General features: G+C 71.0%; 10 protein-coding genes. 4 read left to right on the plus strand and 6 right to left on the minus strand.

The window, feature by feature from the left end:
* Positions 1 to 42 precede the first annotated feature (42 nt).
* Entirely contained in the window at positions 43 to 1,383 is a 1,341-nt protein-coding gene (locus ABZ851_RS15355) for a M64 family metallopeptidase (protein ID WP_361126791.1), read from the minus strand.
* Between the two features lie 527 nt (positions 1,384 to 1,910).
* On the opposite strand from ABZ851_RS15355, the gene ABZ851_RS15360 reads away from it, so the two are divergent.
* On the plus strand, positions 1,911 to 2,372 hold the full coding sequence (locus tag ABZ851_RS15360; protein WP_361126794.1) for a lamin tail domain-containing protein: 462 nt from the start codon (positions 1,911 to 1,913) through the stop codon (positions 2,370 to 2,372).
* A 962-nt stretch (positions 2,373 to 3,334) separates the two neighbouring features.
* Here the strand turns inward: ABZ851_RS15360 and ABZ851_RS15365 are convergent.
* Entirely contained in the window at positions 3,335 to 4,441 is a 1,107-nt protein-coding gene (locus ABZ851_RS15365; RefSeq protein ID WP_361126797.1) for a hypothetical protein, read from the minus strand.
* A 443-nt stretch (positions 4,442 to 4,884) separates the two neighbouring features.
* The gene (locus ABZ851_RS15370; protein WP_361126800.1) at positions 4,885 to 5,775 is read right to left on the minus strand and encodes an AraC family transcriptional regulator; all 891 of its coding nucleotides are present in this window, start codon (positions 5,773 to 5,775) and stop codon (positions 4,885 to 4,887) included.
* Positions 5,776 to 6,117: 342 nt separating this feature from the next.
* On the opposite strand from ABZ851_RS15370, the gene ABZ851_RS15375 reads away from it, so the two are divergent.
* Positions 6,118 to 7,542, plus strand: coding sequence for a non-oxidative hydroxyarylic acid decarboxylases subunit C (locus ABZ851_RS15375; RefSeq protein ID WP_361126803.1), 1,425 nt, complete (start codon positions 6,118 to 6,120; stop codon positions 7,540 to 7,542).
* A gap of 111 nt (positions 7,543 to 7,653) precedes the next feature.
* Entirely contained in the window at positions 7,654 to 7,929 is a 276-nt protein-coding gene (locus tag ABZ851_RS15380; RefSeq protein WP_361126806.1) for a non-oxidative hydroxyarylic acid decarboxylases subunit D, read from the plus strand.
* Positions 7,930 to 7,989: 60 nt separating this feature from the next.
* On the opposite strand, the gene ABZ851_RS15385 is transcribed toward ABZ851_RS15380, so the two are convergent.
* The 3 genes from ABZ851_RS15385 to ABZ851_RS15395 form a co-directional block, all read right to left on the minus strand.
* Entirely contained in the window at positions 7,990 to 9,453 is a 1,464-nt protein-coding gene (locus tag ABZ851_RS15385; protein ID WP_361126808.1) for an amino acid permease, read from the minus strand.
* A 161-nt stretch (positions 9,454 to 9,614) separates the two neighbouring features.
* On the minus strand, positions 9,615 to 10,976 hold the full coding sequence (gene alr / locus ABZ851_RS15390) for an alanine racemase (RefSeq protein WP_361126811.1): 1,362 nt from the start codon (positions 10,974 to 10,976) through the stop codon (positions 9,615 to 9,617).
* A 191-nt stretch (positions 10,977 to 11,167) separates the two neighbouring features.
* Positions 11,168 to 12,772 (minus strand): helix-turn-helix domain-containing protein, encoded by a 1,605-nt coding sequence (locus ABZ851_RS15395; protein WP_361126814.1) that lies wholly within the window; start codon positions 12,770 to 12,772, stop codon positions 11,168 to 11,170.
* A 355-nt stretch (positions 12,773 to 13,127) separates the two neighbouring features.
* Here ABZ851_RS15395 and ABZ851_RS15400 point away from each other — a divergent pair, with 355 nt between their 5' ends.
* Positions 13,128 to 13,466, plus strand: coding sequence for a hypothetical protein (locus ABZ851_RS15400; RefSeq protein ID WP_336048317.1), 339 nt, complete (start codon positions 13,128 to 13,130; stop codon positions 13,464 to 13,466).
* The last annotated feature ends 212 nt before the right edge of the window (positions 13,467 to 13,678 follow it).

Below are 13,678 nucleotides of genomic sequence, written 5' to 3' on the forward strand. Positions count from 1 at the left end.
GGGGCATCGGCTTCTCGTCCGGTATGCCTGGCCCGTTGGCGGTCAGGGCGAGACCCGCCAGGTCAGTTTCCCGGAGAGTTGCTTGCGCAGCGCCGGGTCACGGACCGCGGCCGTACGGTCGGTGGCCCTGGCCGTGACCGTATGGGTGCGGCCGTCGGCCGGGACGCCGAGGGCCCGCACCACGACCGTGTGCCTGCCGCGTGCGGCCTTGCGCTCGCGGCCGTCGACGTACCACTTCACCGTCGCGGAGATGGGTGCGCCGACATGGATACGTGTCGTGCGCGGTATGGCGCGGTCGGTGGCAACGCTGCTGTTCAGCACGCTCGCGTAGCGGTAGAAGCCCGCGATCATCGCCTCACGGCCGGGGAGGTTGAACTCCCGGCCGAGCGTCCGCATGATCGAGTTCTCGGTGGGACGGTTGATCCCGTTCTCGTAGTAGCCGCCGCCCTCGAAGGCGCCGACCGCCCCGCCGTCCGGCGATTCCTGGCCGATCCAGCGGTACCACTTCTGCCGCTGAGCGGTCATCTCGTCGGCGGAGAAGGTGGTCAGGTTGGCCTCGGCCGGTTCGGGGCCGGGGTAGGTGCCGGACTGGCCGTAGGCGTACTCGTCGGCGAGCTTGCCGAGCGAGTGGCCGGTCTCGTGCACCGCGATCTGATCGGACCGGTCGTTGTCGGAGGAGGCGGTGGCGATCCCGTCGTAACCGACCTGAGAGGAGACGTCGTTGTAACCCGCACCACCGTATTTGGTGGAGTTGGCGAGCATGACGACGAGGTCGGCGGCGGGGGCCTTGGAAGCGTACGACTCGACCTTGCCGGTGTCGACGCACAGCAGCCGCTCGGTACCTTCGCAGAAGAAGGCGGAGTCGAGGGCGGTGTCGCGGACCACGTCCTGCGTCGGATCCCCGGAGACACCGGACTCGTTGGAGACGGCGTCGACGGCCCAGACGTTGAACAGTCCGGCGTACGAGGCGTAGGGCTCCACGGCCGAGATCTTGGCCCACTTGGTGCGGACGTCCGCGTGGAAGTCCTCCTGCTGGGCGGCGGTGTAGCCGTCCCCGATGAAGACCACATCGAGCTTGGCGCCGACCGGGCCGTTCTGCACGATCGAGGTGACGTCGCCGTCGCCTGCGATCGCGGCCCGCTCGGCGGGGGAGACGGGTTCCGAGGCCGGGACGGTGGTGTGCCGGGGGTGACCGGCCGCTCCGGTGAAGTACTCGACCTGCTGGGTGCGGTGCCCCTGTGGGGACGCGGTGGCGGCGCCCGGGGCCGTAGCGGCTGTGGCCGCGGCGGCCGTCGCCGCCAGCGCGGCCGCGGCGAGGCCGGCGGCCACCGCGGTGCGTATGGAAAGGCGTCTGCGGATGTCGGTGGAGGTGCGTGAGCGCATGTGGGGTTCCTCCCGAAGCCCGTCACAGGAGCGGCGGGCTGAGCTGAATTCAGGCGCGCTCAACGTAGAGGCTCCAGGGGCCACGGGCAACGCATGATGCCGAAGTGAGCTAACGGAAACCTGAGTTGGGGGAGTCCAGCGAGCGTGACGACGCTTCTGACTCCTTGGCGGATCACCTGACCGCCGAGACGGAGCAGCCGGGGCGCTCAGGCCAACTGACGTCATCCGACACAAGACCGGCCTCTCGGCGGCAGGGAATGCGGGCACGAGGCGCCTCACCATGCCCGCCCACCAGTCCCCGGGCCGGAGCCCCGGATACGTGTAGGGGGCGTTGTGGACGACAGGGTGAGCGCGGGGGCGTACGAGCCTGGCGCGGTGCGGTTGTGCATATGTCTGCGTTTCGTCACACCAAAATGGATTTCCTCCACCAAGGGGTGACGGGCGGTCAATCTGTGGTGGCCCGGTCAAACCGGCCGGGTGTCCGGTTTCTGGGCGCCCGCACAAGGGCGTCCCTTGCAGGAGGTTCGATGTTTCTTCATCCTTCGCGTGTAGCCATGGTGGTGCTGGGCTCCGCGGCCCTGGCAGTGACCGCGGCCCTTCCGGCCGGCGCGGCCGGCCACCACGCTCCGCACCCCACGCGGTCCGCGGTGGTGCTCGGGGCGGTCCAGTACGACAGCCCCGGACGGGACGACCGCTCGAACCGGAGCCTGAACGCGGAGTGGGTCACGGTGAAGAACACCGGCCGCACACCCGTCAACATCAAGGGCTGGAGCCTGTCCGACAAGAGCGGGCACGCCTACCGTTTCGGCAACGTGCGCCTGAACGGCCGCAGCCAGGTCCGCGTCCACACCGGCATCGGCCGCGACCACCGCAATGACGTCTTCCAGAACCGCCGGAGCTACGTCTGGGACAACAACGGGGACGAAGCGACCCTGCGCAACGACCGCCACCGTGTCGTCGACACCACGGCGTGGGGGCGCCGTCACTGACCCCGCACGGACGTGACGAGCCCGGTGCGGGGCGCCCTCCCTCACCGGCCGGAGCTTCCCCACCCGGTGCGCCGCGGACGGCCTGTCCGCGGCGCACCGCCATGTGCGGAGGGCCCCGCCGAACGCGGCGCGGCTCAGGCCCTGGTGATCAGCATTCCCCGCACATGCCCCGCCTCGCTCAAGGGGATTCGTTGCCTCGCCGGCAGCCCGGCGAACTCGCCGGTCCGGACGAGGTGCTCACCTCGGCCGGGCGCCGAGTGGCGGACTGGCTCACCGCCGAGTCGTTCACCGATGCCCCGCGGGGTCCTGACCTGGGCCTGTGCCGGGGCGGACGGCCGGGCTGCCCGGCGGGAGCGAGCCCTCGGCAGGCATGGTGTTGCGGAACCCCTCAGCCAGGTGGGCAAACATGCAGGTCGATAGCGACGCTCTGCTGGCCCGCCTTACGAACGCTATGTCGCTACGCCGTCCCGGAGGGGTGCCGCAGGCGGCATCCGGCGGAACCGGGCTGGGGGCGGGCCCGTCTGACGGGTACCGCTCCGGGTGCTCACGAAGCGAAGGGGGAGAAGGATGCCACAAGGAAATCGGGTCGTGTCCGCGGTGGTGACGGCTTGCGCAGTGGTCGCAGTAGCCGTGGTGGTGGCGGTACTTACCATCCCCACGGGCGGCCCGGGCGTCGGCCGTCCGGCCGCCCCGGAGACGAGTTCACCGACGCATCGGTCGTCGCACCGGCCGGAGGATGCGGCGAGCGGGGCCACGCCGGACGAGAAGCCCGGGACGAGTTCCTCGTACTGGACCGACGAGCGCCGGCGCGAAGCATCCCCGGCACAGATGCCGCAGCCGTGAACAACTGGCGGTGAACGCCTGTCCGCACGGGACAATGCGACACCTGTGCAAGGAGCACGGTGTCACATCGCCCGTCTCACGCATGCCGCTACGGTGCCCGCGGGTTCAACGGGCCTGTGTCAGTGGTTGGCTACGTCCTTGTAGACGTTGATTGCGCCGTCACCGTGGTTGGACGAGAAGCCGTGGGGGTCACTCCACGCATTGTCCGGGTCGTTGGGGTCAGGGTCGTAGACGTGGGACATGGCGCCGACGAGGTAGCCCAGGCCGTCACCGTTCAGGTCGTCGATCCACGGGCCGCCGCTCGACCCCTGGCCCATGTCGCACACCATCTGCAGGCGCTCGTCCCACCACCAGCCGCTGGCGTCCTCCGTGTTGTCCCGGCAGTAGGTCAACTGGTCACCGGGGAAGGCGCGGCCGTTGCCGGCAGCGGGGTAGCCGAGGAACGTCACGTTGCTGAAGTCCTGGCCGTAGCCGAAGTGATACCCCTGCGATCCAGCGAATTCCTGGATGTTGCCGCGATCGGACTGCGGACGGACCTCCACGGCCGCGACGTCCTGCGCGAAGTCCCTGTCGTCCGCCCAGCCCTTGGTGGTGTTGATGTATGCGGCCTCCCACAGGCCGTGCGGGGCCCGGCCGCCGTCGTCATCCGGGGCGAACGTCATGTAGTCAGGGTCGTAGAACTTCCCGTCCCCGCCGCCACCCGGGTGGACGCAGTGCCCGGCGGTCCACAAGGTGTTCTTGTTGGACGCGTGGATCACACTGGCAGAGCAGGTGTGACCGGAGCCGTCCGGCAACCGGTAGAAGAGCCTTCCGGTGGTGAGCGCGGGCTGTTTTCCCGCCTTGCCCCATGGTCTGGCCTTGTTGACCGCGGCGCCGGCCTTGCTGTCACCGCGGGTGGCGGCCTTGTTCGCCGGCGCGGTGGGCGGTGCGGACAGCCGGCCGAGCCGCGACGGTGCGGTGCTCTTCTTGATGACGCGCTGGATCTCCCGGGCACTCAGGCCGGGCAGCGGGGTCGCCTTGGCTGCGGCGCGGCGCTCCGGCGTCCAGTACGACGTGGCGTCGGCGCCCGAGGACGCGGTGGCGCCGCCTGCGGCAGCCGACGGCAGGGCCGCGGCGGGTTCCGGCTCTGCGGCGCCGGCAGCGGACTGCGGCACCCAGAGTGCCAGCACGACGATCAGCGAACTGCCGAAGCCGACCCGGAATTTCGTGCGGTGACGTGATATCACCTGTGTCTCCCCCTTGTTGTATGCGATGCGCCCGGTTCGAGGACCCGGAGCAGGCAACGGGAGACACGATGCCCATCATGGGCATGCCACATGCGCTTCGAAGTCCCCCGTACCGCCAGCCAGGATGAGAGGACGCTGAGGTCTGTAGCAAGACATGAAGTGAGGATTGGCTGAAACGGCAGCCCGCCACGAGGCAGTACGCATGGGAGCGTAACGATCTTGGTTTCGGTGGGCGGCGGTCCCCTTCGCTATAGGGAGTTTCGGGGATATGGATTTCATGGGTTCGAGCGTACGAGGGCGTACGGCGCAGGGCGCATGCCGCAGCACACAGCGGGGGTGGTGCCCTCCGCTCGGAGGGCCGCGGCGCGCGGCTCGCCCGTCGCAGAGTGAGCGGCCCGGCACCTCTGTCGTGCGGACCCGTGGCATCCGCCGGCGGCGCCGGGTCAGGGCCGGTTCCCCCGTGCTTGGTTGCGGAAGGCTGCCGGGGTTTCGCCGGCTCGCCGGCGGAAGAACTTGGTGAACACCGTGGGGTCAGGGAAGCCGAGCCGGTCGCCGATGGCGGTGGAGGTGAGGCCGGTGTGCACCAGCAGGCGCTTGGCCTCCAGGAGGACCCGGTCGTCGATATAGCGTTTGGCGCCGCACCCGGCGGCGGCGTGGGTGGCGCGGGTGAGCGTGCGGACGCTGTAGCCCAGTTGCCTCGCGTAGTCGTCCACCCGATGGGTGCGGGCGAATTCACGCTCCACGGCCTGCTGAAAACTCCGGAAGGCGGCACCGCCCGCCTCATCGCCGCCCCGCGCGCCGCATACCTGGGCCAGCCGCAGGACGAGGACGGCGAGCAGATGGCGCACCACCTCAATATGTGCCTCCAGGGGCAGTCCGGCCAGCTGCCGGTGCTCGCTCGCCAGCAGCTCCAGGACCCGGCGTACGGCATCGCCCTCCGCGCCCCGAGGGGCCAGTGGCAGCGTCCCGTCGTACTGGTCGACGCGGGCGGCCTCCGCGGTGGCGGGGCTCAGGAAGCCCGGCAGGAAGAGGACGATGCTGCCCTCGGCCAGGGTGAGGTCGGAGCGGTACTGACTGATCTGGCCGGGCCGCACCCACAGCCAACTGCCCGGCGTCAGCTCGTGTTCGGTGAAGTCGACGGAGCAGCGCAGGGTCCCGGTGCGCACCGCGATCAGCTCGTGGAAGGCCAGGCGCTTGGCGGCGTACGGATCGATGTCATGCCCCCGTGCGCGGGCGAGCAGATCGCCGAAGCCGAAGACCTCCACGCCGGGCGGGGCTCCCGCGGTGGCCCTGAAGGGGACCTCGGTGATGTCAGCGGGTCCGTTTTGGTCCATAGCGTGTCCTCAGCGTACCGCTTCGAAGGGGTGCCTCGCGCCTAGCGTGAAGGGTGACAGGGCCGGTCAGGCGGCGTGCGGGCTTACCGGACGCAAATCCGGTGTGACGAGGTGGTGACCGAAAATTTCGATGCCTCGCAGTCGCAGTCGCAGTCGCAGTCGCACTCTCACCGGCCGCCTTGCCGCCCCGTGCCGGCTTGGCGCACGGGCCGTTGCGCCGTCCGACGAACCGAGGGAGCTGACCACTGTGCGACTGATCGTCGGACCCCACCGTCTGCCCCCGGCACGCCTGACATCCCCCGCGCCCCCGGCGCCCGGCACCCGCCGCATGAAGGAGCACCCATGGCGTACGACGATCTCCGCAGCTTCCTGGCGGCCCTCGACAAGGAGGGCCAGCTGCTGCGCATCACCGAAGAGGTACGGCCCGAGCCCGATATCGCCGCGGCCGCCAACGCGGCGCCGCGTCTGGGGGATGCGGCGCCGGCACTGTACTTCGACCGCGTGCGGGGCTTCAGCAATGCCCGTATCGCCATGAATGTGCACGGCTCCTGGGCCAATCACGCCCTCGCGCTGGGCTTGCCGAAGGAGACCGGAGCCAAGGAACAGGTGGCGGAGTTCATCCGCCGCTGGGCCAGGTTCCCCGTCGCGCCCGAGTGGCGCGGCGATCCGCCGTGGGCCGCGCACACCATGAACGGTGAGGCGGCCGACATCTTCCAGGTGCTTCCGCTGATCCGCCTCAACGACGGCGACGGAGGCTTCTACCTCGACAAGGCCGCGGTCGTCTCCCAGGATCCCGGGGATCCCGGCCACAGCGGCAAACAGAACGTCGGCATCTACCGCATCGAGGTCAAGGGCAAGCGCAGGCTCGCCCTGCAACCGGTGCCGATGCATGACCTCGCCCGGCATCTGCGCAAGGCCGAGGAGGCCGGCGAGGACCTGCCGGTCGCCCTCGCCCTCGGCAACGATCCGGTCATCTCCCTCGTCGCCTCGACCCCGATGAAGTACGACGAGAACGAATACGAGCTGGCCGGAGCCCTGCGCGGCGCCCCGGCACCGCTCGCGAAGGCCCCGCTGACCGGCCTCCCGGTGCCGTGGGGGTCGGAAGTGGTCATCGAAGGTGTCATCGAGGGCCGCCGACGCGAAATCGAGGGCCCCTTCGGGGAGTTCACCGGCCACTACTCCGGCGGCCGCAGGCTCCCCGTCCTCCGCATCGACAAGATTTCCCACCGCACCGACCCGATCTTCGAGCACCTTTACCTCGGAATGCCGTGGACCGAGGTCGACTACCTGATTGCCGCCAACACCTGCGTGCCGCTCTACCAGCAGCTGAAGACGGACTTCCCCGAGGTCCAGGCGGTCAACGCCATGTACACCCACGGACTGGTCGTCATCGTCTCGACGAAGAAGCGCTACGGAGGCTTCGCCAAGGCGGTCGGTACGCGGGTGCTGACCACTTCGCACGGCCTCGGCTACGCCACCACCGTCATCGTCGTCGACGAGGACGTCGACCCCTTCAACCTGCCGCAGGTGATGTGGGCCCTGTCCACCAAGATGAACCCGGCGGGCGACCTCGTCCAGGTCCCTCATATGCCCGTCCTCGAACTGGCCCCACAGGCACAGCCGCCCGGCATCGTCGACAAGCTCATCATCGACGCCACCACCCCCGTTGCCCCCGACGGCCGCGGCACCTACGGCAACCAGGTCCGCGACCTGCCCGAGACGGGCGCCTGGCTCGCCAAGCTCCAGCAGCTCGCCGGCCGCCGCTGAGGGCACCCCTTGTGCACCTCACGTGGCGCCCGTCCCGCATCCCGCACATCTCCTCTCCCGCACATTTCCTCCCCGCCCATCCCACTTCATTCAAGAAAGGGACAGCGCGTCATGACCGATGCCGCCACCTGCTGCCCACGCTGTGCGCACACCGTCATCGAGCACCTGTTCACCTCGCCCGTCCCCGGCGTCTGGGACGTTCTGCAGTGCGGGCGGTGCCTGTACTGCTGGCGCACCGGCGAACCCGACCGCCGTACCCGGCGCAATGCGTACCCCGACAGCTTCAAGCTGACTGCCGACGACATCGACAACGCCCCCGAAGTGCCTGCCGTTCCGCCCCTGGCCGAACCGGCAGTTCACCGCTGGTCAGAGCGTCGAATTCGTTGAAGCCGTTGAAGCCGTTGAAGTCGTCGAGGCTGTCGAGGCCGTTCGGACTGTGCGGGCCGTTCAGGTAAGCCGTGACGGCTCCGGTCGCTCCTCATCGGGTGGTGTCACGCCCCGGGGTCCGGCGGCCCGGGTGCGATGGGTGAGGCGGTAGCCGGCCACGAGGATCGCCGCCCACACCGGAGCCACGTACAGCGCGATCCTGTTCTCGGCGTCGAAGCCGAGCAGGACGAGAACGAGACCGAGGAAGGCGAGGACGAAGTAGTTCGAGGCGGGTGCCAGCGGCATACGGAAGGCGACCTGCCGGAGCCGCCCGGCGCGGACCGCCGTCCGGTAACGCAGATGGGCACAGACGATGATTCCCCAGGTGAAGACGGCCGCGATGGTCGCCACGCTCGTCACGTACGCGAAGGCTTCCTCGGGGACGAAGTAGTTCGCTGCCACGCCCAGCAGCATCACGGCCATGGACGCGAGGATGCCCGCCGCGGGGACGCCCTGGCGGCTGACCCGTCCGAACACGGCGGGCGCGTGCCGGTCCCGGGCCAGGGTGAGCAGCATGCGGCCGGTGGAGAACACCCCGCTGTTGCAGGAGGACAGCGCCGCGGTCAGCACGACCATGTTCACCACACCCGCGGCCGCGGGCACCCCGACCTTGGCGAAGACGAGCACGAACGGGCTGACATCCGGGTCGAGTTGGGTCCAGGGGACCAGTGCCATGACCGCCGTGAGGGCGCCCAGGTAGAACAGCGCGATCCGCCAGATCACCCGGCGCACGGCGGAGGGGAGGGTCTTTTCGGGGTCCTTGCTCTCCCCGGCGGTCACACCGAGCAGTTCGACGCCGACGAAGGCGAAGACGACGACCTGGAGGGCGAGCAGCGGTCCGGCCGTGCCATGGGGGAAGAAGCCGCCGTGCGTCCAGATGTTGCTCAGTGACGCCGTCTTCCCCAGGGGGCCGAAGCCGAAGATCAGGATGGCGGCGGCCATGAGCAGCAGGACGACGATGGTGAGCACCTTGATGATGGCGAACCAGAACTCGAACTCGCCGAACAGCCGGACCGCCAGGAGATTGGCGAGGCCGAGGACCGCCAGGGCGATGAGGCCGGGCAGCCACTGCGGCACACCGGGCCACCAGTAGCGGACGTAGATCCCGGCCGCGGTCAGTTCCGCGGTACCGGTGACGACCCACATCAGCCAGTAGCTCCAGCCGGTGGCGAACCCGGCCCAGTTGCCGATGAACTCCTCCGCGTAGGTGGCGAACGAGCCGGACACGGGCCGGTACACCAGAAGCTCACCGAGGGCACGCATCACGAAGAAGACGACGATGCCCGCCAGCGCGTAGGTGAGCAGCAGACCCGGACCGGCCTCGTGGAGTGCTTCGGCGGAGCCGAGGAACAGTCCGACGCCGATCGTTCCTCCGATGGCGATCATCTGGATGTGACGGGGCTGCAGACCCCGGTGGAGGTGTTCGGTGCCGGGGTCGTCGTGGCCGGCGGGGCCTGGCGGGGACGGTGGAAGGCGGTAGGTCATGGCGGGGCTCTCTCGTCGGGGCGGAGGCGGAGGAGGAGGCGGTTGCGGATGCGAGGGAGGAGGGGAAGGCGGGGCAAGGGGGGGACTGTGTCGATGGTCCAACGGGCGGGACGGTGGTCGGTGTCGGTGTCGGTGCCGCCGGTGTCGGTGCCCGTGTCCGCTCAGCGGGTGTCGGACACCGTGCCGTCGGTATAGGTGCGCGGAACGCGGGCGCCGATACGGGTGACGATGTCGTGCGAGATGGTGTGAGCGGCGCGGGCCCAGTCCTGCGCGCCGGGTTCCCCGCGGTCGCCTGGCCCGAAGAGCACGACCTTGTCTCCGGGCGTGGCGGGCACATCGCCGAGATCGACGACGAACTGGTCCATGCACACGGTGCCCGCCACCCTGTGCCGTCGGCCGGCGACGAGCACCGGACCGGCCTGGGACGCATGCCGGGGAACGCCGTCCGCATAACCGACGGGAACCAGACCGAGCGTGGTCTCTCGGGGCGTGCGATAGCGGTGCCCGTAGGAGACGCCGTGCCCGGCGGCGACCCGCTTGACGGAGGCGAGCCGTGCGGTGAGGGTCATCGCCGGGCGCAGCCCCAGCTCCGCCGGTCCGGCCAGGCCGGGCACGGGGCTCAGCCCGTAGACGGCGAGCCCGGGACGTACGAGGTCGAAGCGTGCCTCCGGAAGGGTCAGGGTGGCGGCCGAGTTGGACAGGTGCAGGACTTCGGGGGTGAGACCGGCCCGCCGGGCGAGCTCGGCAGCGCTGCGGAAGTTCGCCACTTGCCGGTCACAGCCGGGGTGTCCGGGCTCATCGGCGCGCGCAAGATGCGACCACACGCCGACGACATGGACGGACCCGGCCGCTTCGGCGCGCGCCGCGGTGTCCACCAGCGCCGGCCAGTCGCCCGCCGTGGCGCCGCCGCGCCCGAGCCCGGTCTCCGCCTCAAGGTGCAGCCGCGCGGGCCGGCCCACGGCGTGCGCCGCCCGGACCGCCGCCCGCACCGCCCACTCGGCCCCGGCCGACAGTTCGACCCCGGCGGCCACCGCGGAACTCCAGTCATCCCCCGGCGTCAGCAGCCAGGCGAGCAGCCGGCCGGGGACACCGGCCGCGCGCAGTGCCAGCGCCTCCCGCATCCCGGCGACGCCGATCCAGGTGGCGCCACCCGCGAGCGCCGCCCGGGCGGCCGCGACCATACCGTGCCCGTAGCCGTCGGCCTTCACCACGGCCATCACCTCGGCGGAGCCCGCCGCATCGCACAGCCGGCTGACGTTGGCGCGGATCGCCGCGAGATCAATGCGGGCCTGGGCGTGCGGCGTTCCGGGCCGGTACGCCTCCCCGCCGTGGTGGTCGAACGCCGATTCGCCGGCCGGGGGTTCCACTGAGTGGGCCGGGGGTGCCGCCGGGGGAGCGGTCGGGGCTGCTCCTCCGGCCGTCGCGCCGGGCCCGGCCGGGGGCCGTACGTCCGCGACGGCGGTTGCTGCCGCTCCGGGTCCGGCTACGGCGCTCTCGGCCTCGCGGGGAATGCCGAATGTCATGCCACCGTCCTTCCATGGAATCCGTTGGTGCCCGGTGAGCTGCGGGTGGAGCCATGGTTTCGGCGGGGGAACGGGCCGTCATCGTTCGATCGGCACTGTCCCGGGGCGTTCGGCAGTGGGATCGGGACAACGGGAAGCGGGGACGCGGTGGCCTGCCGCCCAGGCCGAGTGGGCCTCAGCCCGGGTGTGCCTCAGGCCGAGTGGGCCTCCGCGCCGGCCTCCCCGCCGTATTGGCGGGCGGTGAGCTGGAGCAGCAGCGCGGTACGGACCTGGGGATCGTCCAGTGGCAGCGCCACGACGTCGCGGAGGCGGCGCATCCGGTGCCGCAGGGTGTTGGGGTGGATGTGCAGACGGGCCGCGGCGGCCCGCGGGTCGCCCATCTCCAGCAGCCAGGCGTGCAGCGTCGGCACACCACTCGTGCCGTGCGCCTCGTCGTGGTCCACCAGTTGCTGCAGCGGCCCGACGCCGGTGATCCGTGCCGCCGCGGCGGAGCGTGCGACATGGCGGAGCACGACCGTGGCCCACACCTCGTCGTGGACGGCCTGGGCGCTGGCGATCAGGCCCGTCCGGAGCAGGTCGAGTGTGTCGTCGGCCTGCTCACGCGAGCGGGCGAGCCCGGGGACCGACGCCGCCAGTCCCCCGACCGCGACCAGCGGGGCGGGCTGCCCGGTGGCCCCGCACAGTGTCTCCAGCCAAGCCGGTCCCCCGTCGGTGGTCCAGGTGGCCATCTCCGCCGGAACGATCCCGTACACCACCCCGCCGACGATCGCCGCGGGGGACCGTAGACGAGAGCCGCGGAACCGGGACATACGCTCCCATACGGTCAGTCGCTGCCGCTCCGCTTCTTCGTCGTCCTCGCAGCGCACTCCCACGGCGATCACCCGCCAGGGGCCCGCGGCGAGCCCCAGACGCCGCGCCGCGTCCGCCGCCCCCTCCTGGCCGTGCAGCACCGTGGCGACCATGTCGGTCAGGACGAGGCGCTCCACATCCGCGCCCGCCCGCCGGCGCAGCAGATGCAGGGCGGCCACCGCCGCGGTGTCGGCGAACGCCTCGGCCCGCTCGGCAGGCACCGGCCCCGGCACGATGGCCCAGATCGAGCCGAGCACGTCCCCGCCGGCGTGCACCGGTACCACCAGCCGGGGCTTGGTCCCTTCCACCACGGCGGGGACGTAGATGGGGCCGGTGTCCTGGGCGATCCTGCGGAAGACCCCGTGCCGGCGGAAGTGGGCGTTCACGTCGTCGGGGACATGCCGTCCCATGATCGTGGCGACCCGTGCCTCGTCGCCGCGCTCCTGCCGGGCGGAGTAGGCAAGGACACGTGAGCTGCGGTCCTCGATGGTGACCGGTGCGTCGATCACGGCGGCGATCGCGTCGGCCAGCCCGAAGAGATCACCCGCCTCGGTTCCGACCGCCCCCGTGCCGGAATCCGCGTAACCCTCACTGTCGAGCACCGCGCGCAGCAGGGACACCACCTGCGCCCAGCCGGCCTGCTGCTCGACCTGCACCAAGGGCAGTCCCGCGGCGTTCGCAGCCGTGACCACCGTTTCGTCGACCGCCGCCGGGGCCTTGAGCAGCAGCGCACCGGCCGACCGGTCGGCGCACGACGACAGCAGCCGCAGGGCCTGCGAACGATCCGTGAGATTAACTCCGAGGACGAGGTCCCCCGGGCGCAGATCGAAGCCGCCGTCCGGCTCGGCGATCACCACATCGCCCACCGGGACCGCGGTGCCTTTGGGGGCGCACACCCCCGACAGCACGGCCGGCCCGACGGAGCCGAGAAGCCGTTGCAGACTCATCACCGGTCATCACCCGCTCACCGTTCCGCCCCCCATCGTGCACCACGGAATCCGCACCTCCGCACGCGGCCTCTGCCACGCGGGCCGGTGGGCCGCACCCGGACGGCAACCGACGGTCATGACCGGACGACGGTCGGTGTGCGGTGGCCGGCGCGGTCGGTCGGCATGGTCGGCCGACGCGGCAGGCAGGCGTGGCCGGCGACCGTGCTCGGCTGGCGTCGTCACCCGCGGACCTCCGGAAGATTCCACGGAAATGAGCAGCCGGTGGCGGGAACTGAACGCCGGCGGCGGCCGCTCCGTATCTCTTCATATCCGTGCCCCGTGGGGCACCGGTCCGCGATGTGAGGAGGGCATCATGACTGACCCTGGTATCCCGCAGCTCCAGGCCTTGCCGGAGGGCGACGCCGAAGTATCCCTGGTGATTCGTCTGCAGTGGGAGGACGTCGCCGCGCTCGGTCAGGACGCCGCCCGGCTGGCTGCCCGCTGGAAGCGCCCGGTGACCCTGGACGAGGCCGCCAGTCAGCGGCTGCGCATCCGCCCGCCGGCCACTCACGCCAAGACGGTGCCACAGGAACGGGCGCAGCCCGCCGTGGCGTCCACCACGGTGTCGCCCCTGCCGTCCCGCTCCCCTCAGGAGCAGGCCCGCCAAGCGATAGAGAAGATCAACGGCACCGCCGCTCATGAGACGGCGTAGCGCGGCGCCGCACTGAGGAGGGCGGCGAAGAGCGGAGTCCTGGTCTTCGGGGCAGGGGGTCCGGCAGTCCTGAACTGCCGGACCCGCTGCCCTTCTCCATGCCCGGCTGGGCCGACCGGGCGAAGATCATCGGCCCAACGGCGCAAAGCGGGCCCGCGGTGCGTGCCGCCCGGGCCCGTCGGTGCTTCTGTGACGAGCCGGGCGCGACCGGC

It is taken from the genome of Streptomyces sp. NPDC047049, from assembly GCF_040643995.1.
Lineage (GTDB): Bacteria > Actinomycetota > Actinomycetes > Streptomycetales > Streptomycetaceae > Streptomyces > Streptomyces mooreae.

Coding starts and splice junctions, on each gene's coding strand:
- ABZ851_RS15360 (WP_361126794.1), top strand. CDS start 1,911: ATGTTTCTTCATCCTTCGCGTGTAGCCATGGTGGTGCTGGGCTCCGCG.
- ABZ851_RS15370 (WP_361126800.1), bottom strand. CDS start 5,775: ATGGACCAAAACGGACCCGCTGACATCACCGAGGTCCCCTTCAGGGCC.
- ABZ851_RS15400 (WP_336048317.1), top strand. CDS start 13,128: ATGACTGACCCTGGTATCCCGCAGCTCCAGGCCTTGCCGGAGGGCGAC.
- ABZ851_RS15385 (WP_361126808.1), bottom strand. CDS start 9,453: ATGACCTACCGCCTTCCACCGTCCCCGCCAGGCCCCGCCGGCCACGAC.
- ABZ851_RS15380 (WP_361126806.1), top strand. CDS start 7,654: ATGACCGATGCCGCCACCTGCTGCCCACGCTGTGCGCACACCGTCATC.
- ABZ851_RS15395 (WP_361126814.1), bottom strand. CDS start 12,772: ATGAGTCTGCAACGGCTTCTCGGCTCCGTCGGGCCGGCCGTGCTGTCG.
- alr (WP_361126811.1), bottom strand. CDS start 10,976: ATGACATTCGGCATTCCCCGCGAGGCCGAGAGCGCCGTAGCCGGACCC.
- ABZ851_RS15375 (WP_361126803.1), top strand. CDS start 6,118: ATGGCGTACGACGATCTCCGCAGCTTCCTGGCGGCCCTCGACAAGGAG.
- ABZ851_RS15355 (WP_361126791.1), bottom strand. CDS start 1,383: ATGCGCTCACGCACCTCCACCGACATCCGCAGACGCCTTTCCATACGC.